Consider the following 25,242-nt stretch of genomic DNA (forward strand, 5'->3'; position numbering starts at 1 on the left):
AGGTAATGACTGGGATCGGTACACCGAGACGAGGTGCGGGAGGGAGGCGCCGTGGACCTGGAGGGCGCCACGGGCACCCTGCCGCCCCCCGACCTGGGCAGCGCGTTCACCAACTCGCCGATGGGGGTGGCACTGACCACCCCGGAGGGCGTGCTGATCGAGGCGAACGCCGCGCTCGGCGAGCTGCTCGGCCGCGAGCCCGGGACGCTGCGCGGCACGACGCTGTTCGCCGTCACCCACCCCGAGGACGTGGCCGGTGCGGTCGCCGTCTGCACCGGCCTGCAGGAGAGCCGCGGCCGGGCCCGGCACGAGTGCCGGATGGTGCGGTCCGACGGGGAGGTGGTGCCGGTCCAGGTGACGTCGTCCTGGGTCGACGGCACCCCGGGCGTCGCCGCGCCGCACCTGGTCCTGGTGGTCGAGGACGTCACCGACCGCAAGGCGTTGGAGGCCCGGCTGCTGCACCTGTCGGCGCACGACCCGCTCACCGGGCTGCCCAACCGGCTGCTGTTCCGCGACCGGCTGCGGCACGCGCTCGAGCGCGGCCACCGCGAGCACACGCCGACCTGCGTGCTCGTGCTGGACCTCGACGGGTTCAAGGCGGTCAACGACCAGTTCGGTCACCCCGTCGGTGACGCCGTCCTCGTGGCCGTGGCCGGGCACCTGGCCTCGGTGCTGCGGGCCAGCGACACCGCGGCCCGGCTGGGCGGCGACGAGTTCGCCGTCGTCTGCGAGAACACCGAGCGGGCCGACGCCGAGGTGCTGGCCGCGCGGTTGCGGGAGGCGTTCCCCGGCTCGCTGAGCATCGGCTCGACCACCGTGCGGGTGGGCCTGAGCATCGGCATCGGCTCGGTCGACGGCGGCGTGGACCCCGAGGAGGCGCAGGAGGCGGTGGTCCGGGAGGCCGACGCGGCGATGTACGCCGACAAGGCCCGCCGCCGCTGAGCCGGCTCAGGCGCGCGAGCCGGCCCAGCCGACCGTGCGCGGCAGCCGGGCGAACACCGCGGTCAGCACCGGCAGCGGCAGCGCGAACACCAGGAACGCGGTGAAGCCGGCGACGTCGTCGGCGTCCTGCGACGCGGCCCCGACGACCAGGGCGAGGAAGAGCACGACGACCGAGGCGAGCGCGGAGGCGAACAGGACCGTCGGGGAGTGCCGGCCCAGCAGCCGCGCCGCCCCGGTGACCAGCCCGGCCGCGCAGGGGAGCCCGAGCAGCAGCGTGACGGTGATCGGGTCGTCCTCGGCACCGGTGAGCACCGCGACGAGGAATGCCAGCGACACCAGCGCGGTCAGGCCGCCGGTGACGAAACCGAGCACGGCCGCGGTGGTCGCCGTCCCCGGCCGCCCCGGACCGTGCGGCCACGCCGGCGGCGCGAACGGCACCGCCGCCCAGCCGGGGCCGTACGGGACCGGCTGGGGGTGGGGCGGGACCTGCCCGTGGGGCGGCACGGCGCCGTACGGGGGCGGGGCGCCGTGGGGAGGCGGGGCGCCGTACGTGGGCTGGGCGCCGTACGTGGGCCGGCTGCCGTACGCGGGCGGCGGGGGAGGGGGGACGGACCCGGGCGGGACGACGTCCCACTCCTGCTCGTACGGCTGACCGGTCATGCGCCCAGTCTGCGGCTGCCGCCCCCGCGCCCTCCGCTCCTGCTCCCGTGTCGTCGCCCGCACGGGTCAGACGCCGAGGGCGGCGCCGACGACGGCGCGGGCCTCCTCCTGCACCTGCGCGAGGTGGTCGGGGCCGCGGAACGACTCCGCGTAGACCTTGTAGACGTCCTCGGTCCCCGACGGGCGGGCGGCGAACCAGGCGTTCTCCGTGACCACCTTCAGCCCGCCGATGGCGGCGTCGTTGCCGGGCGCGCGGGTGAGCTTGGCGGTGATCGGCTCGCCGGCCAGCTCGGTGGCGGTGACGTCCTCCGGCGACAGCTTCCCCAGCGCCGCCTTCTGCTCGCGGGTGGCCGGGGCGTCCACCCGCGCGTAGGCCGACGCGCCGTACCGCCCGGTCAGCTCCGCGTGCAGCTGCGACGGCGAGCTGCCGGTCACCGCCTGGATCTCGCTCGCCAGCAGCGCGAGCAGGACGCCGTCCTTGTCCGTCGTCCACACCCCGCCGTCGCGGCGCAGGAACGACGCCCCCGCGGACTCCTCGCCGCCGAACCCGACCGAGCCGTCGAGCAGCCCGGGCACGAACCACTTGAACCCGACCGGCACCTCGACCAGCCGCCGCCCCAGCCCGGCGACGACGCGGTCGATCAGCGACGACGACACCAGCGTCTTGCCGACGGCGACGTCCCCGCCCCACTCCGGGCGGTGCGCGAACAGGTAGGAGATCGCGACGGCGAGGAAGTGGTTGGGGTTCATCAGCCCGGCGTCGGGGGTGACGATGCCGTGCCGGTCGGCGTCGGCGTCGTTGCCGGTGGCGATCGCGTAGTCGGCGCGCTTGCCGATGAGCGAGGCCATCGCCGACGGCGACGAGCAGTCCATCCGGATCTTGCCGTCCCAGTCGAGCGTCATGAACCGCCACGTGGGGTCGACCAGCGGGTTGACCACGGTGAGGTCGAGCCGGTGCCGCTCGGCGATCGCCGCCCAGTAGTCCACCGACGCCCCGCCGAGCGGGTCGGCGCCGATCCGGACGCCGGCCGAGCGGATCGCGTCGAGGTCGAGCACCGCCGGCAGGTCGTCGACGTAGGCGGCGACGTAGTCGTACCGCTGCGCCGCCGCGTGCGCCCGGGCGAACGACACCCGCCGCACGCCGTCGAGGCCCGCGGCCAGCAGCTCGTTGGCGCGGTCGGCGATCACCTTCGTGGCGTCGGTGTCGGCCGGGCCGCCCGAGGGCGGGTTGTACTTGAAGCCGCCGTCGCGGGGCGGGTTGTGCGACGGCGTGACGACGATGCCGTCGGCCAGGCCGCTCGTCCTCCCCCGGTTGGCGGTGAGGATCGCGTGGCTCACCGCCGGGGTGGGCGTGTACCGGCCGGCGGCGTCGACCAGCACGGGGACGTCGTTGGCGACGAGCACCTCGAGCGCGCTGGCCCACGCCGGCTCGGACAGCGCGTGGGTGTCGCGGCCGAGGAACAGCGGCCCGTCGTAGCCCTGCGCCGCCCGGTACTCGCAGATGGCCTGGGTGGTGGCCAGGATGTGCGCCTCGTTGAACGCGGTGTCGAACGCCGACCCGCGGTGCCCGGAGGTCCCGAACGACACCCGCTGCGCCGGCTCGGCCGGGTCGGGCACCAGCGTGTAGTAGGCGGTCACCAGGGAGGCGACGTCGACCAGGTCGGACGGGGCGGCGGGCTGGCCGGCACGGGGATCGGTCACGCCGCCGATCCTGGCCCGGCTCCCGGCCCGGTGGCGAGCGGAGACCGCGCTACTGCCCGAAGGAGTACCGCAGGTCCGCGTTGACCAGCTCGTTGAGCCGCCTCCGCAGGTGCCCGAGGAGCGAGGCGTCCGGCAGGGGTCCGTCGACCAGCAGGGTCCAGCGGAGGTCGGTCCCGGAGGCGCCGGCGAGGGCGAGCACGTCGAAGCGGACCCGCGCGTCGGGCCGGCGCTCCCACAGCGAGGACCAGACGACGAGGTGCGGCCGCTCGGCGTGCACCACGGTCGGCGGGTGCTCGTCGTCGAGCAGCCGCAGCCACGGGCGCGCCGGATCGCGGTCGGGCCCGGTGAGCGCCTCGAACACGACGTGCGGGGGAGCGGGCTGGTCGCGCCGCCGCGACCCGGCCTCGATCACGGCCCGACGCGGGCCGTCGCGCGGCGGACCCGGAGGCCGTCGAGCAGCAGGCCGGCGGCCAGCGCGGCGCCGGCGCCCTCCCCGGCGCGCAGCCGCAGGTCCAGCAGCGGCTCCAGGCCGAGGGCGTGCAGCACCAGCTCGTGCCCGCGCTCGCGGCTGCGCTGCCCGGCGACGAGGCAGGCCTGCGCGCCGGGCTCGAGCAGGACGGCGGCCAGCGCGGCCACCGAGACGGCGAACCCGTCGAGGACGACGGGGGTGCGCGCCGCCGCGGCGCCGAGGACGGCCCCGGCCAGCACGGTGAGCTCCGGCCCGCCGAGCTCGGCCAGCGCGCGCTCCGGCGCGAGCCCGCTGCCCGCCCTGCGCACCGCCTGCGCCACCACGGCGCGCTTGCGCTCGAGCACCTCGCTGTCGGCGCCGGAGCCCAGCCCGGTGACGTCGGCGGGGTCGGCGCCGAGCAGCCCGGCGGCCAGCGCGGCGGCGACGGTCGTGTTGCCCACGCCCACCTCGCCGAGCGCGAGCAGGCCGTCGCGGGCGCCCAGCTCCCGCCCGGCGGCCAGCAGCCGCTCGACGTCGGCGGCGGTGAAGGCAGGGGCGGCGGCGAGGTCGCCGCGAGGGCCGGCCGGCCGGGCGGCCCTCGCGGCGTGCAGCGGGTCGCCGTCGTCCCCGGCGTCGACGACGACCGTCCCCAGCCCCGCCGCGGCCGCGGCGGTGGCGCCGACCGAGGTGCCGGCCAGCGCGGCGCGGACGACGTCGCGGGTGACGTGCCCGCCGTAGGCCGAGACGCCGAGCGCGGCGACCGGGTGGTCCGCGGCGGCGAGCACGAGCGTGCCGCCGGCGACGTCGCCGCGGCCGAGGGCCACGACCCGGTCCACCGCGCGGTCGAGCACGCCGAGCGACCCCGGGGGAGTGAGCAGGCGGTCGGCCTCGTCGCGGGCGCCGACGACGTCCTCGCGGCCGGGCGCGCGCAGGTGCGACGGGGGAGCGGCCGGGCCGCCGTCGTCGGCGGGCCAGCGGTCCTCCAGGACGACGGCCTCCAGCGGCAGCCGCCGTGACCAGCCGGCCCGCTCCAGCCCGGGCGCGGGCGGGCGCTCGTCGGGCCAGCCCAGGCACAGCCAGCCGAGGGTGGCCACGCCGTCGGGGAGGCCGACCAGCCCGGCCAGCTCCTCGGGGCGGAACAGCGTCACCCAGCCCATGCCCAGGCCCTCGGCGCGGGCGGCGAGCCACAGGTTCTGGATGGCCGCCGCGCAGCTCCACAGGTCGGCATCGGGGAAGGTCGCGCGGCCCAGCACGCCGGCCGCGGGGGTGCGCCGGTCGCAGCAGACGACGATCCCCAGCGGCGCCTCGCGCACGCCCTCGAGCTGCAGGTCCAGCAGCCGGCGGGCGGCGTCGGGCTCCATCTGCGCGGCCTGGCGCAGCCGCTCGCGGTCGGTGAGGACGGCGGCGCGGTCCCGGACGGCCGGGTCGCGGACGACGACGAACCGCCACGGCTGGCTGTGGCCCACCGACGGGGCCGAGTGCCCGGCGGCCAGCACCCGGCGCAGGACGTCGTCGGGCACCGGGTCCGGGCGGTAGCGGCGGACGTCGCGGCGGGCGGCGACGACGGCGTAGAACCCGCCGGCGTCGTCGGGCATGGCCCAGCCGGCGGGATCGCCGGCCCGCTCGGCGGCGGAGGTGGCGTCGCCGATGAGCGGGACCGGCCGGGGGTACGTCACGGGCGCTGCCTCCGCAGCCGGGCGGGGGCCCGGCGGGCCCAGGCCTCGTCCAGCAGGTCGGCGACGACGGCCGGGTCGGCCGCGGCCAGGTCGACCTGCACGCCCGAGAGCCGCTTCCCCCACCACAGCAGCGAGACCGCACCCCCCTCGGCCGCGCGCGCCTCCGACTCCCCGACCACGACGTTGAGGATGCCCGGTGCCCACAGCGTGGCGAGCACGGCGGTCCCCAACCGGAAGGACGGGCGGCCGTGGTGGTCGGCCTCGGTGACCTCCGGCAGCGCCAGCGCCAGCGCGCGGACCTCCTCCTCGGTCATCGTCACGCCCTCCCGGCAGTCCGGGGTGTGCACGTCCGCGGACGTGCACGGCGCAACTCCGCGGAGGTGCCCACGTCAGCCCTCGACGGCGGCGAGGAAGCGGCGCAGCGTCTCGAGGAAGACCTCGGGCTGCTCCGAGTGCACCCAGTGGCCGGCGTTCTTGACCTTGACCAGCCGGACGCGCGGGAACAGCTCCTCCATGCGCGGGCGGTCCTCGGGCAGCACGTAGTGGCTGTCGGCGCCGGCGATCCACAGCACCGGGCCGTCGAAGGTGGCGCCCGGCGGCGGGTCGGGGAAGCCGCGCAGCTCGCCGAGGTCGCGCTCGAGGGTCTCCAGGTTCAGCCGCCACCGCCAGCGGCCCGAGCCCACCCCCTCGCGGACCAGGCTCTGCAGCAGGAACGACCGCACCATCGTGCTGGGCACCGCCTCGCGCAGCGCCCGGTCGGCGTCCTCGCGGGTGCGCAGCGCGCCGAGGTCCACCGCCCGCATCGCGGCGATGAACGCGCCGAACGGGGAGGCCTCCTCGTCGGGGTCGTCGGTGCGGCCGCCGGACACCGGGTACTCGACCGGCGCGATGTCGACGACGACCAGCGCCCGCAGCAGCTCCGGCCGGCGCAGCGCCAGCTGCATCGCCACCTTGCCGCCCATCGAGTGCCCGACCAGCGTCACCGGCTCGCCGAAGGCCTCCAGCTCCGCGGCGACCAGCCCGGCCATGTCCACGTAGTCGACCCGGTCGGTCCACGGCGAGTGCCCGTGGTTGGGCAGGTCGAGCAGCGTCACCCGGTGGCGGTCGGCCAGCCCCTTCGCCGCCGTCGTCCAGTTCTTGCCCTGGCCGAACAGCCCGTGGACGAACACCACCCGCGGGCCGGACCCGCCGACGGTGCGCGTCGCCAACCCCTCGTCAGACTGCGGCCCCATCCGGCGATTCCACCAGATCCGCGGGCGACGGCGACCTACCGTGCCGGGGACGACGGGGAGGTCCCAGCATGCCCGGACGGCGTCGCGCCGCCACCACGACCAAGCGCCGGACGAAGCGCCGGACGACGGCCCGCAGGCCCGCGGTGCCCGACCTGCCGACCGCGGGTCCGGGTGAGCGGGTGTGGGTGCTGGCCGTCCCGTTCCGCGCCCCCGCCCCGGGCGCCGTCTGGCACGCCGGGCTGCAGGCGCACGTGTGGGTCGGCGCGCGGCTGCCGCCGGCGCTGGCGCCCTACGACCCGCCGCCGTACACCTTCGAGCGCTTCCTCGAGGACGAGCTCAACGAGACCCCGCGGCCGCTGCCCGAGGCCCGGCAGCTGGTGCCGCGCGAGGAGCAGTGCACCGGTGCCGAGGCCGTCGTCGCCTCCGCCGCGGCCGGGCACCGGGTGTTCCTGCTCGGCGACGACCCCGGCGTCGGCAAGACCGGCACCGCGGTCATGGCCGCCCGGGAGATCTGCGAGCTGCGCGGCGGCGAGCGGGTGCTCGTCGTCGCCGACCGCCCGGCCGCGATCACCGTCCCGCACTGGACCCGCTCGATCGCCGGCTTCGGCGACGGCGGCCTGCGGTGGTGCGTCACCACCTGGGACCGGCTGGCGAAGGTCGCGAAGCTCTCGTTCGACGTGGTGGTCGCCGACGAGGCGCACATGGTGCGGCACACGACGACGCAGCGCTGGAAGCACTGGAAGGCGGTGTCGGGCGGCGCCCGAGCGAAGGACGTCCCGTTCGTCGTCGCGGCCACCGCCACCCCGGCGCACACGCCGATGGAGCTGCCCTACCTGGCGCCGCAGTTCGCCCAGGTGCACGGGGAGCCGCTGCGCGCCTGGGCGGACCTGCCGGCGAAGCTGGCCGAGCACGGGTTCCACGTGGAACGCGGCCGCTACGGCTGGGCGTGGACCGAGGACGCCGACGCCCGGCGCGCCGACCTGGCCCGGCTGCAGGGCTGGCTGGCCGACGCCGACCCGCCCGCGACCCTGCACCGCCCGGCGCCGTGGGGGCCGGTGTCGGTGACCGGGACGCCGGTCGCGCTCACCCCGGCCGAGAGGTGCGCCTACGAGTCCGAGTGGCAGGAGTTCCGCGCCGAGATGCAGCTGGCGCGGAGGGCCCGGCAGAGCGCCCGCGGGCGCGCCGCGCTGCTGCGGTTCCGGCAGAAGGCGGGGCTGATCCGCGCGCAGGCGACCGTCGACTGGGTGCGGGCCCAGGTGGAGGCCGAGCGGCAGGTCGCGGTGTCGGTGGAGTTCGTGGAGACCGCGGCCGACCCGATCCGCGAGGCGCTGCTGGACGCCGGCATCGCCGTCGCGTCGATCTACGGCCGCGACCGGTTCGACGTCGAGGCCGAGCGGCTGCGCTTCCAGACCGGCGAGGCGCCGGTGTGCGTGTTCACCGTGACCGCCTCGATCAGCCTGCACGCCGGCGAGCTGCTGCCCGGCGGCACGACCGCCTCGACCACCCCGCGGGTCGGGTTGTTCCACCAGCCGCGCTTCTCCGGCATCCAGGCCCGCCAGGTCACCGGCCGCACCCACCGCGACGGGCAGGTCTCGCCGTGGCGGGTGGCCTACGCGGAGGGGACGGTCGAGGAGCAGGTGGCACGGGTGATGGTCGAGCGGCTGGCGGTCAGCGGGTCGACGGCGGGCGCGGACACCTCGGCCCTGCAGGAGGTCGCCGAGCTGCTCGACGCCGACTGGCTGCCGCCCGCCGCGCTCACGGAGGGCTGACCGCCGCCGACGGGGGACGGTCACGGCTGCGCGGGCGCGGCCTCCCGAGCTCGTCCGATCGGCATCATCGTCGCGGGTGGCCAGGCGCTGCCGAGGAAGTCGTCGACGAGCCGGGCGACCAGGTCCGGCTTCTCGACCGGCACGAGATGGGAGGCAGCGGGGACGACGGCCAGCGCGCCCGCCGGCAGTGCCTCGTAGAGCGCGCAGGTGTGGCTCAGCTCGACGAGGTCGTCATCACCGGCCATCACGAGCGTCGGGGCGCCGATCCGGGCGACGTCAGCGGTGGACAGGGTCGGTTCGCTCCGCATCAACGTCAGCCCCTTCTCCACGACGACCGGGAAGTGCTCGGCACCGTCGGGGGACCGCTGCGCGTAGGACTCGGCGATCGCGGTCACCTGGGGTCCGTCCTCGCCGAGCTCCAGGGGGCGGAGGCCGTCGACGTGGAAGTTCGCGCCGATGAGCACGAGCCGGCGGACGAGGTCGGGGCGGCGCAGGGCGACCAGGATCGCGACGATGCCCCCGTCGCTGAAGCCGACGAGGTGCGCCGGCCGGTCCACGACCTGCTCGAGGACGCGGATCGTCTCGGTGGCCATGTCCTCGTAGTGGAAGGGCTCGGACGTGTCGGCGGTCCGGCCGTGTCCGCGACGGTCGAACGCCACGAGCGCGTACCGCGCCGCCAGCGTCGGCTCGAGCGCGTCGAGCAACAGGTCGCAGTTCGAGAGACCGCCGTGCAGCAGGAGAACGACCTGCGCGTCGCCCACCGGCCGGCCGCGCACGTCGACCCACGTCGGATGTCCTCCGACGTCGACGTGGTCGCCCACCGCGCTCACCTCCCGGGTGCTGACCTAGGCGGGCCCGCTCGGTGACCGTCCCGAGCGGCGCTCCTCCCCTGGAGTCGCACGGAGCCGGCGGACCGCCGACGTGTGCAGGAAGCCGGTGATCCCGAGGACGACGTCCCGGGTACCCACGCGCGCCACCGGACCCAGGACGAGGACCACGAGGGCCAGCGCGGGGATCACGTGGTAGCCGTTGGTCACGTGGGCGTCGAAGCCCCCGCCGAAGGCGCCGAGCCCGGCGAGGAAGAACTGCACGACGACGGCGAGCAGCAGCAGGGCCAGCGCCAGCCGGTAGGCGACCAGCGCACCGTGCCGCGGTCCGCCGGCCCGTGCCCGCGTCGTCGTCGAGGTGTCGCGAGCGGTCATCGGCGGCCTCCCGTCGGGTGCCTGCCGGTCAGGATCCGACTGCGCCGGACCGGCGTCCAGGGCCTGTCGTCCCGGCGTAGGACGATGGGGGCGTGCGGCGGGAGGCGAGCGTCCTGCACCTGGACCTGGACGCGTTCTTCGCCGCGGTCGAGCAGCGCGACAAGCCCTCGCTGCGGGGCCGGCCGGTGGTCGTCGGCGGCACCGGCGGGCGCGGCGTCGTCGCGACGGCGTCCTACGAGGCCCGCGCGTACGGGGCCCGCTCGGCCATGTCGACGGCGGAGGCGCGGCGCCGCTGCCCGCCGGGGACGGCGTTCCTCGGCGGCCGGTTCGGCGCCTACCGGCGGACCTCCGACGTCGTCATGGAGCTGCTGCGGGAGCTGTCGCCCCTGGTCGAGCCGGTGTCGATCGACGAGGCCTACGTCGACCTCGCCGCCGGTCCCGGGCACGACCTGTCCGTCGAGGGCGTCACCGCGCTGGCCCGCCGGCTCAAGGCCCGCATCGCCGAGGCCACCGGCGGGGTGACCGGCTCGGTGGGCATCGGCAGCTCCAAGCTCATGGCCAAGATCGGCTCCGACCTCGAGAAGCCCGACGGCCTCGTCGTCGTCGCGCCCGGCACGGAGCTGGACGTGCTGCACCCGCTGCCGGTGACCCGGCTCGGCGGCGTGGGTCCGGCGACGGCGGAGCGGCTGCGGCAGGTCGGCGTCGCGACGGTGGCCCAGCTGGCCGCCAAGTCCCTGCCCGACCTCGTCGCGCTGGCCGGGAGGGCGCACGGCAGCGGGCTGTACCAGCTGGCGCGGGCCGAGGACGACCGGCCGGTGGTGGCCGAGCGCGAGGCCAAGTCGGTGTCGCACGAGGAGACCTTCGAGCGGGACCTCACCGACCTCGCCGAGCTGAACCGGCTGATCGACTCGATGGCCACGCGGGTGGGCGCGCGGCTGCGGTCCTCGGCGCTGTCCGGGCGGACGGTCACCCTCAAGCTGCGCCGCTACGACTTCACCACGCTCACCCGCTCGCAGACGCTGCCGCAGCCCACCGACGACGCCCGGCAGGTGGCCTCGATCGCCCGGCGGCTGCTCGTCGAGGCCGGCACCGGCGGGGGCCTGCGGCTGCTCGGCGTCGGCGTCTCCGGTCTGTCCCAGTACGCGCAGGGCGACCTGTTCGCCGACGACGACGCCGACGCGCCCGACGAGTCGGAGGCCGCCGCCGTCCTCGCGCAGGCCGCCCGGGTCGCCGGCCCGGCCGACCGGCGGTGGTGGCCCGGGCAGGACGTCGTGCACGACGAGCTGGGCCCGGGCTGGGTGTGGGGCCGCGGGCTGGGCCGGGTGACGGTGCGCTTCGAGGGGCCGCTGACCCCGCCGGGCCCGGTGCGGACCCTGGCCGCCGACGACCCCGCGCTGCACCCGGGCGACCCGCCGGACTGGCGGCCCCCGACGATGGAGCCGTGAGCGAGAACCTCTGGGTGCGGATGACCCGGGCCGACCCCGGCCACTCGGCGGCCTACGTCAAGCGGTTCAAGGACCTGGCCGCCGGCGGGATGGACATCGTCGGCGAGGCGCGGCTGGTCGACGCGATGCTGCCGCGGCGGTCGCGGGTGCTCGACGCCGGCTGCGGTCCGGGCCGGGTCGGCGGCCACCTCGCCGCGGCGGGGCACGACGTCGTCGGGGTCGACGTCGACCCGGTGCTGATCGCCGCCGCCCAGGAGGACCACCCGGGCGCGCGCTGGCTGGTGGGCGACCTCGCCGAGCTCGACCTGCCCGACCGGTTCGACGCGATCGTCTGCGCCGGCAACGTGGTGACGTTCCTGGCGCCGTCCACGCGGGTCGAGGTGCTGCGGCGCTTCCGCGCCCACCTGGCCGACGGCGGCCGGGCGGTGGTCGGCTTCGGCGCCGGGCGGGACTACCCCTTCGACGCGTTCCTCGACGACGCCCGCGCCGCCGGGCTGGAGCCGGACCTGCTCCTGTCGAGCTGGCACCTGCACCCGTTCACCGCGGGGTCGGACTTCCTCGTCGCCGTCCTCCGGGTCAGCTGACCTCGGCCAGCCGGCCGACCACCCGCAGGTCGGCGTCCAGGTGGACGACGAGCGTCCGGCCGTCGGCGCCGCGCAGGTGCGCCCCGAACAGGCCCGCGCCGTCGACCTCCAGCCACTCGACGGTCGCCCCGGGCGCCTCGGCGAGGGCGGCGGCGGTCACCTCCACGGCGACGTCGGCGGACAGCTCCGGCGGCAGCGGGCGGCGCGGGGTGCGCACCCAGGCGTGCCGGCCGACGGTCTCGGTGCTGCGGTACACGGGAGCCTCCTCGGGTCCACGGCGGCGCGGGGTGCCGCCGTGGACCCGAGCCTCGGCCGACCGCCTGGGAGCACCCTGGGGACGACGTGCCAGTTCCCCGCGATCACGGCGCCGGGACCATCGCCGGACGGCGTGTCGCGGTCAGGACGCCGTGATCGCGGGGGGGGGACCCCTCAGCGGGCGCCGAGGGCGAGGGTCAGCTCGAGCACCGTCTGCGGGTCGTCGAGGTGCTTCCCGAACAGCTCCCGCAGCTGCCCCATCCGGTAGCGCACCGTCTGCGGGTGGACGAACAGCTCCGCGGCCACCTGCTCGCGCCGGCCGTGGTGCAGCAGCCACGAGCGCAGCGTCTCCAGCAGCTTCTCCCGCGGGCCGGGGCCGAGGCCGTCGAGCGGGGCGAGCACCTGCGCGCGCAGGTCGGCCAGCGCCTCGCCGTCGGCGCGCAGGACCAGGTCGGCCAGCCGCTGCTCGGTGTCCACGGTCGCGTCGCGGTCGGGGGACAGACCCAGCTGCAGCGCCCGCAGCGCCCGCGAGTACGACGACCGCGCGTCCTGCCACGGCCGCGCCGGCCCCACGACGGCGTCGCGGCCGGAGAGCACCGTGAGCAGGGAGGCGCGGGCGAACCCCTCGGCGTCGGGCACCAGCAGCACCGCCCGCTCGGTCGAGGGCTCCGCGCCGGGCAGGTCCTCGCCGACCTGCAGCGTGCGCGCGTCCAGCACCGCCGTCGCGTCACGGGCGCCGGCCTCGGGCAGCAGGACGGCGGTGAGCGTGCGCGGCGGCGTCCAGTCCGCCCGCTCGGCCGCGGTGATCAGCTCGTAGGGGGGCGCGCCGGTGACCAGCAGTTCGGCCAGCCGTTCCAGGTGCCGCCGCCGCACCCGGCCGCTCGCGGCGAGCTGGTCGGCGTGCCCGGAGGCACTCGCCGACGAGAGCTGGTCGATGTAGGCGAACACCAGCTCGGCGAAGCGGGCCAGCGCCGCGGCGGGCATGCCGGCCGCCACCGCCGTCTCGCTCAGGTGCCGCCAGGCCACCCGGGCGCCGACCCGGTAGGCCGACAGCAGCGCGTCCATCGACCGGCCGGTGCGCGCCTCCCCGCGCCCGAGCGCGTAGGCGCCCTCGATCGCCGGGTCCACCGGCCGGCTGGCGTCCGCGCCGCCGGTGGCGAGCTCGAGGAAGCCGCCGAGGGCCAACTGGACGGCGTTCTCGATCTTGCGGCCCATCTGCCCGCGGAAGGCCTCGGCGTAGCCGGGCACCTCGACGACGATCGCCGCGACCGTCCGCTCGGCGACCGACGGCAGCTCGGTGCGCATCGCCGCCGCGACGGGCAGCGCGAAGGTCTCCTGCTGGGGGACCACGTGACCTCCCCGTGACACGGATTGTCCTCCGCGAACAGTATCCGGCGGAACGTTCACGTCCAGGGCACAGGTGATTGCACGTTCCGCAGGGAACAGTGAGGGCATGACCGCGACCGCTCCGCGCCCTTCCCCGGCCCGGCCGGCCCTCAGGGCGCTGCGCGACCGCGTCCTGCGCGTCGCCGAACTCGTCACCACCCCGCTGCTGCCCGCCGACTACCTCGACCTGGTCGACCCGCTGCGCCCCGGCGCCGACCTGCGCGGGCGAATCGAGGCGGTCGTGCCCGAGACCCGCGACGCCGCCACCGTGGTCATCCGGCCCGGCGCCGACTGGCAGCCGCACCGGCCCGGTCAGTACGTGCGCATCGGCATCGACGTCGACGGCGTCCGGATGTGGCGCGCCTACTCGATCACCTCCGACCTCGGCCGCACCGACGGCTGCTTCACCGTCACCGTCAAGGCGATCCCCGGCGGCAAGGTGAGCAACCACCTGGTCCGGCGGACCAGGCCCGGCACGATCGTGCAGCTCGACCAGGCCACCGGGGACTTCTGCCTGCCCGCGCAGCTGCCGGCCAAGGCGCTGTTCGTCACCGCCGGCTCCGGCATCACCCCGGTGATGGGCATCCTGCGCAACCACCCCGAGCTGACCGACGTCGTGCTCGTGCACTCCGCCCCCACCCCCGACGACGTCGTCTTCGGCGCCGAGCTGCGGCAGCTCGCCGCCGACGGCCGGATCCGGCTGGTCGAGCAGCACACCGACACCGCCGGGATGCTCGACGCCGCGGCCGTCGCCGCCCTCGTCCCCGACCTCGCCGAGCGCGACACCTGGGCGTGCGGCCCGGTCGGCATGCTGGAGGCGCTGGAGGAGCACTGGGCCGCGGCCGGGCTCACCGAGCGGCTCTACACCGAGCGGTTCCGCCCCAAGGTGCTGGTCACCGGCGAGGGCGGCACGGTCACCTTCACCAGGAAGGGCACCTCGCTCGAGGCCGACGGCGCCACCCCGATCCTCGACGCCGCCGAGGAGGCCGGCGTCCTCATGCCCAGCGGCTGCCGCATGGGCATCTGCTACGGCTGCGTGCTCCCGCTGCGGGAGGGCGCCGTCCGCGACCTGCGCACCGGCGAGGTGACCACCGCCGCCCCCGGCGACGGCGTCCTCGTCCAGACCTGCATCAGCGCCGCCGCCGGCGCCTGCGACATCGACCACTGACCCGCTCGACCCCCGAGGAGACGCACCGCATGACCGCTCTGCAGAAGAAGGACGTCAACCCGATCGAGCACCTCACCCCCGAGGACGTCGAGCTCATCGGCAAGGAGCTCGACGAGATCCGCCAGGGCGTGATGGACAGCCGCGGCGAGGCCGACGCGCGCTACATCCGCAAGGTCATCGACGTGCACCGCAAGATCGAGCTGGGCAGCCGCGCCGTGCTGCTGGCCTCGGGTTTCCCGCCGGCCTGGATCGCCGGGACGATCGGCCTGTCGATCGCCAAGATCCTCGAGAACATGGAGATCGGGCACAACATCCTCCACGGGCAGTGGGACTGGATGCGCGACCCGAAGATCCACTCCACGACGTGGGAGTGGGACATGGCCAGCCCGGCCGAGCAGTGGAAGCACTCGCACAACGAGCTGCACCACACGTACACGAACGTGATCGGCAAGGACAACGACCTCGGCTACGGCATCATGCGCGTCGACGAGGACCAGCCGTGGACGCCGATGTACCTCGGCCAGCCGCTGTGGAGCTTCATCAACGCCTGCTTCTTCGAGTACGGGATCGCGGCCTACGACCTCGAGCTCGGCGCCGTCATCGCCAAGAAGCAGACCGGCGACCCGGAGTTCCGCCGGCGGGCCAAGCAGGTGCTGGTCAAGATCGGCCGGCAGGTGCGCAAGGACTACGTCATCCACCCGCTGCTGTCGGGCCCGAACTTCCTGGCCACCCTGGCCGCGAACTTCACCGCCAACATCGTGCGGAACCTGTGGTCGAACTCGGTGATCCTCTGCGGGCACTTCCCCGAGGGCGTCGAGACCTTCGAGAAGAAGTCCATCGACGGCGAGACCCGCGGCGAGTGGTACCTGCGGCAGATGCTCGGCTCGGCCAACATCTCCGGCTCCAAGGCGATGCACATCCTGACCGGGAACCTGTCCCACCAGATCGAGCACCACCTGTTCCCGGACCTGCCGAGCAACCGGTACGCCGAGATCGCCCCGAAGATCCGTGACCTGTTCGACCGTTACGGCCTGAACTACCACACGGCGCCGCTGCCGAAGCAGGTCGGCTCGGCCTGGCACAAGATCATCCGGCTCTCGCTGCCGAACGGCTGGCTGGCGAACACGAACGCCCGCAACCTGCCCTCGCAGCTGGCCAAGCTCTGGAAGATGACCACCGGGGAGCCGAAGGTCCGCCGCCGGCTCATCCGGGAGCAGGCCGCCATGGCCGCCGCCGCCTGACGGCACACGGAGAGGGGCCCGGGACGGATCGCCGTCCCGGGCCCCTCGTGCGTCGGCCGACCGTCAGAAGTTGAGCGGGAGCAGGACCCGCGGGTCGACGACCGGGACCTCCCACACGTCGCCCGCAGCATCGGGGTCGATGACCTCACCCCGGCCCAGGAAGGCCGCCACCTGCGCCTGCCCCTGGATGGCGGCCGGGTTGGTCACCACGAGCAGGAACGAGTGCGGGTTGGGCAGCCGTGTCGCCCCCGCCCTGTCGTTGCGGTAGAGGCTGGTCCGCGACCACAGGTGCCCGGCGTCGACGAGCGTGTACGACGTCGGATTCGGCACCGTCTGGTCGCCGAAGGCCACCTGGACGAGCACCCGCTGCGGGTCGATGAGCGGCGCGAAGGTCTCCGGGCTGCCCGGACGGGAGAGCCAGGTGGACCGGGCCAGGTACTCCTGGATGTCCGCGGCCTTCGGCGCGGTGAGCGTCACCGGACCCTCACCGCGCAGCGGCATCTGCTCGGTGAAGCCGCCGACCCCACCGTTGAGCAGGCCGGCCGCACCGAGCGCAGCCGCCGTGAGCGGGCGGAACGCCGGCGACAGCCGGGCGATCTCGCTGATCGGACCGCCGGGGACGTTGAGCACGGAGCGGGTCACCGCCCGGTCGACGCCGGTCAGCATGGTGCCGTAGATGCCGCCGAAGCTCTGGCCGAAGTAGGTGACGCCCCGGCCGGACAGGTCCGGCGTCCCGTTGCCGTCGACGTCGGTGCCGCCGAGCGAGCGGATCAGCGTCATGTTGTCCGCGACGGTCTGCCGCAGCGCGTCCCGGGAGGACTGGGCCGCGGCCGCACCGGTGGCCGAGGAGCCCTCGCTGGACTCGACGTCCCCGTCACGGTCCTGGTCGATGCCGCGCCCGTGGGCGGGGATGGTCGTCGTCGTGCCGCCGCTGGTCACCTGCCAGGCGCTGTCCGGGCCGAAGCCGTGGCCGACCACGTTCGTGCCGATGGTGGCGATGCCGTTCTTCGCGTTCTCCACGGCCGCGAGGAACACGGCGTTGGTCGAGCTCGTGAACCCGTGGCCGAACACCGCGACCGGCCAGCCGCCGGCCGGGGCCTGCCCGGGCGGCAGGACGGCGACGAAGGGCAGCCGCTCGGCCTCGACCGGCCGCGGGCCGCCGTCGCGCGTCGGCGTCTGGGGGATCGTGACGTCGGGGGTGAGCCAGGACGGCGCCTGGAACGTGCCGAAGACGATCGAGCCGCCGAGGGCCGCCGTCGGGACGGGCACGTCGGTCGCCGCGGGGTCGGTGACGCCGCGGTCGGTGGCCCACTTCACCGTCGTCCCGGCGGCGGGGAAGACGCCCTGGACCTGCAGGCCCGGGCGGTCGATCCCGACGGCGCGGAAGGCGCTGCCGCTGTCGATCTGCCGCTGCAGGTCCTGCAGCCCGTCGGTGGCCGACAACGTGGTGAAGGTGTCCTGGGCGGCCTTGATGGTCGCGCCGCCCTGGACCTTGACCCGGTAGGTCGTGCCGGGCGCGAGCTGCTGCGCCGGGTGGGCGTAGAGCGTGTTGGTCGCCGGGTCCCACACGACGCGGTCGACGCCGGTCCGCCAGCCGCCGCGGTCCTCCTGGACCGTGATCTGCGCGGCGGCGGTGGCCACGTCGACCGGCTCGCTGAAGCGGATCGCCAGCCGCGGGTCCAGGTCGAAACCGTCGAGCTGGTTGAGCTGCTGGACCAGGCCGCAGCTGATCGGCGCGCCGCAGCCGGACGTCGGCAGGTCCACCCGCCGCCCGGTCAGCTGGGCGGGGTCGCGCACGGTGAGGGTGTCGGACGGGAAGACCGAGAGCGGCTCGGCCTTCTGCGGGTCGGCGAGTGCGGGGGGCGCGGTGACCGAGAGGGCGGCCGTGAAGGCCAGCGCACCGACGAGCGACGTCGTCGCGCGGTGCCAGCGTCGTTGCTGCAAGGCGTCTCCAGGTGGGAGGAAAGGGGGCGCCTCTTCCTAGTCTCCGGTGACTCGGATCACAAGACGGTCACGGGAAGTCGCAGGTCAGGACCGGTCCGTCCCCGCCCGGGATGCCGGGAGGACGCCCTCCCGGCCCCGGACGGGGCCGTCACGTCCGGGCGGCCGCGGCCTGGATCGCCTCGCGGGTGCGGACGTGGGTGCCGCGCCGGCAGACGTCCTGGATCTCGTCGATCTCGTCGGTGGGTCCGAGGTCCGGCGCGGCAGCGCCGCGGACGCACGGAGGGCCCGGGACCACGACGGTCCCGGGCCCTCCTGCGCATCGGTGCGGCCGGTCAGTTCGCCATGTCGACGAAGCGGCTGTAGTGGCCCTGGAAGGCGACGGTGACGTTGGCCGTCGGGCCGTTGCGGTGCTTGACCAGCATGATGTCGGCCTCGCCGGCCCGCGGGCTCTCCTTCTCGTACATGTCCTCGCGGTGGATCATCATGACCATGTCGGCGTCCTGCTCGATCGAGCCGGACTCACGGAGGTCCGACAGCATCGGCTTCTTGTCCTGACGCTGCTCGGACCCGCGGTTGAGCTGCGACATCGCGATGACCGGGACCTCGAGCTCCTTCGCCAGCAGCTTCAGCGCGCGGGAGAACTCCGAGACCTCCTGCTGGCGGCTCTCGACGCGCTTGCCCGACGTCATGAGCTGGAGGTAGTCGATGACCACGAGCTTGAGGTCGTTGCGCTGCTTGAGCCGCCGTGCCTTGGCCCGGATCTCCATCATCGTCATGTTGGGCGAGTCGTCGATGTAGAGCGGGGCGTCGGCCACCTCGCCCATCCGGCGGGCCAGCTTCGACCAGTCCTCGTCGGACAGCGTGCCGGCGCGCATGTGGTGCAGCGGCACCTTCGCCTCGGCCGACAGCAGACGCATGGTGATCTCGTGCTTGCTCATCTCGAGCGAGAAGATGACGGCCGGCATGTGGTGCTTGACGGTGGCCGACCGCGCGATGTCCAGACCCAGCGTCGACTTGCCCACACCGGGCCGGGCGGCGATGACGACCATCTGGCCCGCCTGCAGGCCGTTGGTCAGCTCGTCGAGGTCGCGGATGCCGGTGGGCACGCCGCGGGCGGTGCCGCCGCGGGAGGCGATGGCGTCGAGCTCGTCCATCGTCGGCTGCAGGACGTCCTCGAGGCGCGAGTAGTCCTCGCTCATCCGCTTCTCGGTGACCTCGTAGATCTCCTGCTGCGCGCGGTCGACGATGTCGTCGACGTCGCCCCGCCCACCGGCCGCGCCGTAGCCCAGCTGCACCACGCGGGTGCCGGCCTCGACCAGGCGGCGCAGGGTGGCCTGCTCGGCCACGATCTGGGCGTAGTAGCCCGCGTTGGCCGCCGTCGGCGTCGAGGCGATGAGCGTGTGCAGGTAGACCGCGCCGCCCATCTTGGACAGCTGGTCGGTGCGGTTGAGCTCCGCGGCGACGGTGATGGCGTCGGCCGGCTCACCCCGGCCGTACAGGTCGAGGATGCAGTCGTAGATCAACTGGTGCGCCGGCCGGTAGAAGTCGTTGCCGGTCAGCTGCTCCACGACGTCGGCGATGGCGTCCTTGCTCATCAGCATGCCGCCCAGCACCGACTGCTCGGCCGCGACGTCCTGCGGCGGCTGCCGGTCGTACTCCGGCGCCGTCGCCTGCGGCCGGCTGAAGTCGTCGGCCACCGCCACCTGGGTACCTCCCTCTCTCGGGGCACGCGCGCGCGTACAGACCCCGGCCGCCCGGCCGGGGCCCGGTGGGGGAAGCACCAGGACGCCTCGCGTGCCGCTCGAACACGCGTTCGAGGACATCACTACCCGGAGCCACCGACAGTTCGCGGAGGTCCGGCGCAGGAGACGACGTTAGGAAGCGGGGACGGACCCGTCCAACACCCGTGTGGGCCGCGTTCTGCACAACTTGTGGACAAGTCGGTGGACAGCCGGAGTCGACATGTGGAGACGGGGAGGACGCCGGCCCGTCGTGCCGCGGTCCCGCGGGCGTCACCTGCGCCGCGGCCACCCACCGGCTGTGGACACGAGAAAGTCGGCGCGCCGGGGGCTCCGGGCGTGTCGTGTCGTCCCGTCCGGCGCAGCCGTCACAGCCGCCCGGCGGCCGGCCGGGACGCGTCCACGACGGCCGCCGTCCGGGGTGCGTCCGGCGCCGCCCCGCGCCGTCGGGGGGTCCGGGACGACGGAGGACGCGGTCCGGCCCCGGAGACGCCGCGAGGGGCGCCGGACGGGTGTCCGACGCCCCTCGCGGGCGGTGCTGCGGCCTCCTCAGCCGGCGACGACCTCGATGGGGAGGGTCGTCGTGACCTCCGGGTGCACCCGCACGGTGACGGTGTGCTTGCCGGTGGTCTTGATGCTGCTCGGCAGCTCGATGCGGCGGCGGTCCAGCTCCGGGCCGCCGGCGGCCGTGACGGCCGCGGCGACGTCGGCGGTGGTGACGCGGCCGAACAGGCGGCCGCCGTCGCCGGAGCGGGCGGGCACCCGGACGGTCAGGCCGGCGAGGCGGCCGGCCACGGCCTGGGCCTCCTCGAGCGACCGCACCTCGCGGGCGGCACGCGCCCGGCGCAGCGACTCGACCTGCTTCTCGGCACCGCGGGTGGCGACGATGGCCAGGCCGCGGGGCAGGAGGTAGTTGCGGCCGTAGCCGCCCTTGACCTCGACGGTGTCACCGGAGGACCCGAGACCGGTGACCTCCTGCGTCAGGATCAGCTTCATCGTGCTCATGGTCAGCGCGCCGTCGAGGTGTAGGGCAGCAGGGCCATCTCACGGCTGTTCTTGACGGCCGTGGCGACGTCCCGCTGGTGCTGGCTGCAGTTGCCGCTCACGCGGCGGGCACGGATCTTGCCGCGGTCGGAGATGAACTTCCGCAGCAGCGTCGTGTCCTTGTAGTCGATGTAGGTCGCCTTGTCCTTGCAGAACTGGCAGACCTTCTTCTTGGGCTTGCGCACGGGGGGCTTGGGCACTGGGTTCTCCAGGTACGGCTAGAGCGTGGTGAGGTGATGGACCGGCCCCCTCGCAGGGGCCCGCGCCGAGCGGAGCGAGGCGTGGGGGGCGAGGGGGTCCTTTCTCAGAAGGGCGGCTCGTCGGACGGGCCGGCGGGCGTCGACCACGGGTCGCTCGCGCCGCCGCCGAAACCGCCGCCACCGCCACCGCCGCCGAAACCGCCACCGCCGCCGCCACCCTCACCGCGGGAGGCCCGGGTGACCTTCGCGGTGGCGTAGCGCAGCGAGGGGCCGATCTCGTCGACCTCGAGCTCGACGACGGTGCGCTTCTCGCCCTCCTTCGTCTCGAACGAGCGCTGCTTGAGGCGCCCCGAGACGATGACCCGCGAACCGCGGGTGAGGGACTCGGCCACGTTCTCGGCCGCCTGCCGCCAGACGTTGCAGCGGAGGAACAGCGCCTCGCCGTCCTTCCACTCCTGCGACTGCCGGTCGAAGGTGCGCGGCGTCGAGGCGACCGTGAAGTTGGCGACCGCGGCCCCCGACGGCGTGAACCGCAGCTCCGGGTCGGAGGTCAGGTTGCCGATGACGGTGATGACGGTCTCGCCGGCCATGGTCAGTGGACCTCGGGCCGGAGCAGCTTGGTCCGCAGGACCGACTCGTTCAGGTTGAGCTGACGGTCGAGCTCGGCGACCGCGGCGGGCTCGGCCTGGATGTCGACGACGGCGTAGATGCCCTCGACGTGCTTCTTGATCTCGTAGGCCAGGCGGCGCCGGCCCCAGATCTCGGTCTTGACGGTGCCACCGGAGTTGGTGACGACGGTCAGGAACCGGTCGAGGGAGGGAGCGATCGTGCGCTCCTCCAGGTCGGGGTCGAGGATGACCATCAGTTCGTAGTGACGCACGGAGAACCCCACCTCCTCTGGTCTGGGCGGCTGCAGGACGTCTGCAGCAGGAGGGTCGTACACGCGTCGCGCGCCCTGCCTGCCTCGGACGGCACACGGGACGCGCCCCCCGAGGGTACCAGCGCGGCCGCCGGCCCCCGCCGGGGTCAGCGGGAGCGGACCGCCCGGGAGGTGCGGACCAGCGCGGCCGTGCTGCCGGCCAGCGCGACGACGGCGACCGGCGCGGCGGGCGGCAGGGCCGGGCCGGACGGGGCGCCGTCGGCGCTCACCGTGCTGCTCTCCTCGTCGAGCGCGCCGCCGTCGAGCCCGCCGAGCCCGCCGGAGACCGGCACCGCGGCACCGTCGCGGCCGCCGGCGACCCCGCCGGAGCCGTCGGTGCCGCCGCTGCCGGACGCGGTGCCCGACGGGGAGCCGGCCAGCCGCGACGGGTCGAAGGCCGCGGACCCGCCGCCGGAGGGCGCCATCCGCGCCGCGCCGCCGCCGAGGTCGTAGGAGTAGGCGTCGCCGTCGACCCCCCGGGCGGCCGCGGGGGCCTCCGGGGCGGCGGCCGGGGCCTGCGGCGCGGTGGGGCCGGTGGGGGCCGGCGCCGGGAGCGACGGGAGGGAGGGCAGCGGGACGTCGACGGTCGGCAGCCGCGGCAGGCCGACCGAGGGCAGGTCCGGCAGCGGCAGCAGCGTGGTGACGAGGAACGGCGTCGGGACGCCGATCTGCACCGTCGTCTGCCGGCCGTCGTAGGTGACCGGCTGGGTCTGCGGCAGCGTGCTCAGTGCCCGGGTGGTGACGGTGTTCAGCGCGCTCCCGACGATCGAGGTGTTCGGGACGACGACCCGGTACGTGTAGGTGATCGTGCAGGTGAGGCACGTGGTGTCGAAGCGCTCGGTGACGCCGGCGTCCTCCGGCAGCGGCTCCGGGCCCGAGGGCAGGCCCAGCGTGACGTCGGTGAACACCTGCACGGTGACCAGCGAGGGCAGCAGCCCGCCGCCGCCGACCTGCACCGTCTTCGGCTCGATCCGGTTGGTGAAGGTGACCGTCCCGCCCGGGTCGACCGACACCAGCGGCGGGGTGAGGTCGCGGATGTCGACGGTGGCCGACGGGGCGGCGCCCGCGGCGGGCGGCAGCAGGACCGCGCCGCCCAGGACGGCGGCCACCACGAGCGCGAGCGCGGCCAGGAACCGCCGCGCGGCCCGCCGCGTCGTGCCGGTGGCCGCCGTCCCCGTCGTCATCCCCTGCGTCCCCTCCGCCCGCGTCCCCGTGTCACGGCGCACGCCACCACCCGCGCGTGTCCGCCGCCACGTGTCCCAACGAGGACGTGACCTGCGCGATACGGGTGGGTCCCCGTCCGGGGCGGAACTACTGTCGCCGGGGTGGCGGAGCACCCGATCGGCGTACACGTCGGCCCCGGCCTGACCGAGGACAACGAGCTGGACGCGGGCGGGCCGCTGGCCCGGGCCGCGGAGATGGACGCCGACGGCGTGCAGGTCTTCCTCGGCGACCCGCAGGGCTGGAAGGCGCCGCCGCCGCGCCCGGACGCCGAGGACCTGCTGGCCTCCGACGTCGCCGTCTTCGTGCACGCGCCGTACGTGCTCAACGTGGCCTCGACCAACAACCGGATCCGCATCCCGAGCCGCAAGACCCTCGCGGTGCACGCGCGGGCGGCGGCGGCGATCGGCGCCCGCGGGATGGTCGTGCACGGGGGCCACGTGCTCGCCAAGGACGACCCGGCCGCCGGGTTCGACAACTGGCGCAAGACGTTCGCGCGGCAGGCCGAGGACGGCGGCTTCCCGCTGCCGCTGCTCATCGAGAACACCGCCGGCGGCGACAACGCGATGGCCCGCGAGCTCGGCGCGGTGGCCCGGCTGTGGGACGCCGTCGGGGAGTTCGGCGCGGGCTTCGTGCTCGACACCTGCCACGCCTGGGCCGCCGGCTGGGACCTCGCCACCGCCGTCGCCGACGTCCGTTCGACCACCGGCCGGGTCGACCTCGTGCACCTCAACAACAGCCGCGACCCGCACGGCTCGGGCCGCGACCGGCACGCGCCGCTGACCGAGGGGGAGATCCCGCTGGAGCTGCTGCTCGAGGTCGCACGCGCCGCCGACTGCCCCGTCGTCCTGGAGACGCCCGGGGACGCCGCCGCGCACGCCGAGGAGGTCGCGCTCGTCCGCGCGGCGCTGCGCGGCTAGGCGGGCACCCGCCGGCGCAGGGTGAGCCGGTCGGGGGCGCCGTCCAGCGGGCCGCCGGCCGGGTCGTCGACGCCGGGCCAGCTGGTGCGGACGACGTCGCCGTCGGGGTGCAGCACGTCGCGGACGACCAGGCCCATGAGCACGACGACGGCGAGGTCCCGCACGGTCACCGCGAGGAAGAACCACTCGACGCCGACGCCGCGGTCCTCGGTGCCGAGGTACCAGAGCATCCGCACCACCCAGAGCACCGCCTCGGCGGCCTGCCAGAGCAGCAGCGCGCGCCAGCGCGGCCGGGCCAGCACCGCCAGCGGCAGCAGCCACAGCGAGTACTGCGGGCTCCACACCTTGGTGACCAGCAGGAACGCCGCGACCAGCAGGAAGGCGACCTGGGCCACGCGCGGCCGCACCGGGGCGCGCAGCACCAGCCAGCCCAGGCCGGCGCAGACCAGCAGCACGCAGACCGCGACGACGGTGTTGAGCAGCACCGGCGGCGTCCCCTCGGGCAGCGGGCCGTCGAGGAACCGCCCGTCGGAGGCGGTGATCAGGATGTTCCAGATGCTGTCCGGGTCGGCCGGGCGGGCGGTGTTGAGCCGGAAGAACAGCGACCAGTTCTCCGGCGCGAGCAGCGCCACCGGCAGGTCGACGGCGAGCCACGCGGCCCCGGCGGCGACGGCGGCGCGCAGCCACTCGCGCACGCGCCCGGCCCGAAGGCACAGCAGGAACAGCGCCCCGAGCAGCAGCAGCGGGTAGAACTTCGCGGCGACACCGAGGCCGAGCAGCACGCCGGCGAGCACCGGCCGGCTGCGCGCCCACGCCCACAGCCCGCCGGTGGCTAGCGCGACGGCGAACAGGTCCCAGTTCGTGAAGGCGTGCACGAGCAGCAGCGGGGACAGCCCGACCATCGCGGCGTCCCACGGCCGGTGCCCGGCCAGCGCCAGCACCTCCCGGACGAGGAGGAACGCGCACAGGGTCAGCAGCAGGCAGGTCGCCACGTAGTAGGCCTGCACGGGCGGGACCTGCGGCAGGAGACCGGCCGCCGTCGCGAGGTCGCCGTAGGCCCGCCCGAGCAGCGCGGCCAGGGCCGTGAAGGCGCCGGTGAGCACCGGGTACTCGACGGCCGAGTCGAGGTAGGGGACCGCGGCGGCGTCCAGGCCGTGCAGCGTGAACAGCGGGACGGTGTCGGAGTAGCAGAAGTGGGTGTACTGCACCGACCCGGCCCAGTTGCCGTCGGCGCAGGGCGCCTGCTTGAGCCACGCGGCCGCCAGGACCACGGTGGCGTAGAGCAGGCAGATCCGCAGCGGCGTCCAGAACAGCGCCCGGCCGGTCACCGCGTGCCGCCCCCACGGCCCGCCCACCGCCTCGCTGGCCTGCGCGGCGACCGGGTCCGACCACGTCGGCACCACCCGGTCGGGCCGCCCCGCGGGCACCGGTGGCGGGGCCGCCGGTGCCGGGGCCGCGGACGCCGGAGACGCCGCGGGCCCGTCCGCCGGCTGGTCGGCCGGGGCGGACGGGCCCGTGGGGGAGGAGCTCACCCGGTCAGTCTGCC

The 25,242-nt window shown here is 75.3% G+C and carries 26 protein-coding genes; 7 read left to right on the top strand and 19 right to left on the bottom strand.

The annotated features are described in order from the left end of the window. The first annotated feature begins 51 nt into the window (after positions 1-51). Entirely contained in the window at positions 52-942 is an 891-nt protein-coding gene (locus tag ACFO3M_RS10770) for a diguanylate cyclase domain-containing protein (protein WP_387988587.1), read from the top strand. Between the two features lie 6 nt (positions 943-948). Here the strand turns inward: ACFO3M_RS10770 and ACFO3M_RS10775 are convergent, their stop codons facing one another. From ACFO3M_RS10775 to ACFO3M_RS10800, 6 genes are all read right to left on the bottom strand, one after another. Then, on the bottom strand, positions 949-1,602 hold the full coding sequence (locus tag ACFO3M_RS10775) for a hypothetical protein (RefSeq protein ID WP_387988588.1): 654 nt from the start codon (positions 1,600-1,602) through the stop codon (positions 949-951). 66 nt (positions 1,603-1,668) lie between these two features. Then, the gene (pgm, locus tag ACFO3M_RS10780; RefSeq protein ID WP_387988589.1) at positions 1,669-3,303 is read right to left on the bottom strand and encodes a phosphoglucomutase (alpha-D-glucose-1,6-bisphosphate-dependent); all 1,635 of its coding nucleotides are present in this window, start codon (positions 3,301-3,303) and stop codon (positions 1,669-1,671) included. A gap of 49 nt (positions 3,304-3,352) precedes the next feature. Next, positions 3,353-3,715 carry a hypothetical protein gene (locus ACFO3M_RS10785; RefSeq protein ID WP_387988590.1) on the bottom strand — a complete coding sequence of 121 codons (363 nt, stop codon included), beginning with the start codon at positions 3,713-3,715 and terminating at the stop codon, positions 3,353-3,355. Then, positions 3,712-5,427: a 5,6-dimethylbenzimidazole synthase gene (bluB, locus tag ACFO3M_RS10790; protein WP_387988591.1), complete on the bottom strand. Its 1,716-nt coding sequence runs from the start codon at positions 5,425-5,427 to the stop codon at positions 3,712-3,714. Before bluB ends, ACFO3M_RS10785 begins: the two co-directional genes overlap by 4 nt. Further along, positions 5,424-5,741 carry a hypothetical protein gene (locus tag ACFO3M_RS10795; protein WP_387988592.1) on the bottom strand — a complete coding sequence of 106 codons (318 nt, stop codon included), beginning with the start codon at positions 5,739-5,741 and terminating at the stop codon, positions 5,424-5,426. The genes bluB and ACFO3M_RS10795 overlap by 4 nt, the downstream gene beginning before the upstream one ends. A gap of 75 nt (positions 5,742-5,816) precedes the next feature. After that, a complete protein-coding gene (locus tag ACFO3M_RS10800; protein WP_387988593.1) occupies positions 5,817-6,659 on the bottom strand; it encodes an alpha/beta fold hydrolase in 843 nt (280 codons plus the stop codon). A 68-nt stretch (positions 6,660-6,727) separates the two neighbouring features. Here ACFO3M_RS10800 and ACFO3M_RS10805 point away from each other — a divergent pair, with 68 nt between their 5' ends. Next, complete coding sequence (locus ACFO3M_RS10805; protein WP_387988594.1) at positions 6,728-8,428, top strand: DEAD/DEAH box helicase; 1,701 nt, start codon at positions 6,728-6,730, stop codon at positions 8,426-8,428. A gap of 20 nt (positions 8,429-8,448) precedes the next feature. Here ACFO3M_RS10805 and ACFO3M_RS10810 read toward each other — a convergent pair whose 3' ends face one another. Both ACFO3M_RS10810 and ACFO3M_RS10815 read right to left on the bottom strand, forming a co-directional pair. Next, positions 8,449-9,249: an alpha/beta fold hydrolase gene (locus ACFO3M_RS10810; RefSeq protein ID WP_387988595.1), complete on the bottom strand. Its 801-nt coding sequence runs from the start codon at positions 9,247-9,249 to the stop codon at positions 8,449-8,451. 24 nt (positions 9,250-9,273) lie between these two features. Further along, the gene (locus ACFO3M_RS10815; RefSeq protein WP_387988596.1) at positions 9,274-9,630 is read right to left on the bottom strand and encodes a hypothetical protein; all 357 of its coding nucleotides are present in this window, start codon (positions 9,628-9,630) and stop codon (positions 9,274-9,276) included. A gap of 92 nt (positions 9,631-9,722) precedes the next feature. On the opposite strand from ACFO3M_RS10815, the gene ACFO3M_RS10820 reads away from it, so the two are divergent. Further along, positions 9,723-11,075, top strand: a complete 1,353-nt coding sequence (locus ACFO3M_RS10820) for a DNA polymerase IV (protein WP_387988597.1) — start codon at positions 9,723-9,725, stop codon at positions 11,073-11,075. Continuing rightward, positions 11,072-11,659: a class I SAM-dependent methyltransferase gene (locus ACFO3M_RS10825; protein ID WP_387988598.1), complete on the top strand. Its 588-nt coding sequence runs from the start codon at positions 11,072-11,074 to the stop codon at positions 11,657-11,659. Before ACFO3M_RS10820 ends, ACFO3M_RS10825 begins: the two co-directional genes overlap by 4 nt. Here ACFO3M_RS10825 and ACFO3M_RS10830 read toward each other — a convergent pair. Both ACFO3M_RS10830 and ACFO3M_RS10835 read right to left on the bottom strand, forming a co-directional pair. Next, positions 11,652-11,915: a hypothetical protein gene (locus tag ACFO3M_RS10830; protein ID WP_387988599.1), complete on the bottom strand. Its 264-nt coding sequence runs from the start codon at positions 11,913-11,915 to the stop codon at positions 11,652-11,654. The two genes, ACFO3M_RS10825 and ACFO3M_RS10830, sit on opposite strands and share 8 nt — an antisense overlap. Positions 11,916-12,088: 173 nt before the next feature. Continuing rightward, positions 12,089-13,264, bottom strand: coding sequence for a PucR family transcriptional regulator (locus ACFO3M_RS10835; protein WP_387988600.1), 1,176 nt, complete (start codon positions 13,262-13,264; stop codon positions 12,089-12,091). Positions 13,265-13,367: 103 nt separating this feature from the next. Here ACFO3M_RS10835 and ACFO3M_RS10840 point away from each other — a divergent pair, with 103 nt between their 5' ends. Continuing rightward, positions 13,368-14,468 carry a ferredoxin reductase gene (locus tag ACFO3M_RS10840; protein ID WP_387988601.1) on the top strand — a complete coding sequence of 367 codons (1,101 nt, stop codon included), beginning with the start codon at positions 13,368-13,370 and terminating at the stop codon, positions 14,466-14,468. Between the two features lie 29 nt (positions 14,469-14,497). Beyond that, entirely contained in the window at positions 14,498-15,709 is a 1,212-nt protein-coding gene (locus ACFO3M_RS10845; RefSeq protein ID WP_387988602.1) for a fatty acid desaturase family protein, read from the top strand. A gap of 63 nt (positions 15,710-15,772) precedes the next feature. On the opposite strand, the gene ACFO3M_RS10850 is transcribed toward ACFO3M_RS10845, so the two are convergent. The 8 genes from ACFO3M_RS10850 to ACFO3M_RS10885 form a co-directional block, all read right to left on the bottom strand. Then, a complete protein-coding gene (locus ACFO3M_RS10850) occupies positions 15,773-17,653 on the bottom strand; it encodes an Ig-like domain-containing protein (RefSeq protein ID WP_387988603.1) in 1,881 nt (626 codons plus the stop codon). Positions 17,654-17,801: 148 nt separating this feature from the next. Next, positions 17,802-17,948, bottom strand: coding sequence for a hypothetical protein (locus tag ACFO3M_RS10855; RefSeq protein WP_387988604.1), 147 nt, complete (start codon positions 17,946-17,948; stop codon positions 17,802-17,804). 37 nt (positions 17,949-17,985) lie between these two features. Continuing rightward, positions 17,986-19,350 carry a replicative DNA helicase gene (gene dnaB, locus ACFO3M_RS10860; RefSeq protein WP_456903469.1) on the bottom strand — a complete coding sequence of 455 codons (1,365 nt, stop codon included), beginning with the start codon at positions 19,348-19,350 and terminating at the stop codon, positions 17,986-17,988. 591 nt (positions 19,351-19,941) lie between these two features. Further along, on the bottom strand, positions 19,942-20,388 hold the full coding sequence (gene rplI / locus ACFO3M_RS10865; RefSeq protein WP_387988606.1) for a 50S ribosomal protein L9: 447 nt from the start codon (positions 20,386-20,388) through the stop codon (positions 19,942-19,944). Between the two features lie 11 nt (positions 20,389-20,399). Then, positions 20,400-20,636 carry a 30S ribosomal protein S18 gene (rpsR, locus tag ACFO3M_RS10870; RefSeq protein ID WP_073422051.1) on the bottom strand — a complete coding sequence of 79 codons (237 nt, stop codon included), beginning with the start codon at positions 20,634-20,636 and terminating at the stop codon, positions 20,400-20,402. Positions 20,637-20,740: 104 nt separating this feature from the next. After that, positions 20,741-21,226, bottom strand: a complete 486-nt coding sequence (locus ACFO3M_RS10875) for a single-stranded DNA-binding protein (RefSeq protein WP_387988607.1) — start codon at positions 21,224-21,226, stop codon at positions 20,741-20,743. 2 nt (positions 21,227-21,228) lie between these two features. Further along, positions 21,229-21,516, bottom strand: coding sequence for a 30S ribosomal protein S6 (gene rpsF, locus ACFO3M_RS10880; protein WP_387988608.1), 288 nt, complete (start codon positions 21,514-21,516; stop codon positions 21,229-21,231). A 146-nt stretch (positions 21,517-21,662) separates the two neighbouring features. Next, positions 21,663-22,739, bottom strand: a complete 1,077-nt coding sequence (locus ACFO3M_RS10885; protein WP_387988609.1) for a hypothetical protein — start codon at positions 22,737-22,739, stop codon at positions 21,663-21,665. Positions 22,740-22,880: 141 nt separating this feature from the next. On the opposite strand from ACFO3M_RS10885, the gene ACFO3M_RS10890 reads away from it, so the two are divergent. Then, a complete protein-coding gene (locus ACFO3M_RS10890) occupies positions 22,881-23,696 on the top strand; it encodes a deoxyribonuclease IV (protein WP_387988610.1) in 816 nt (271 codons plus the stop codon). Here the strand turns inward: ACFO3M_RS10890 and ACFO3M_RS10895 are convergent. After that, complete coding sequence (locus tag ACFO3M_RS10895; protein ID WP_387988611.1) at positions 23,693-25,228, bottom strand: glycosyltransferase family 87 protein; 1,536 nt, start codon at positions 25,226-25,228, stop codon at positions 23,693-23,695. The genes ACFO3M_RS10890 and ACFO3M_RS10895 overlap by 4 nt on opposite strands. Positions 25,229-25,242: the final 14 nt, after the last annotated feature.

Source organism: Geodermatophilus arenarius, from assembly GCF_042654585.1.
GTDB classification, from domain to species: Bacteria; Actinomycetota; Actinomycetes; order Mycobacteriales; family Geodermatophilaceae; genus Geodermatophilus; species Geodermatophilus arenarius.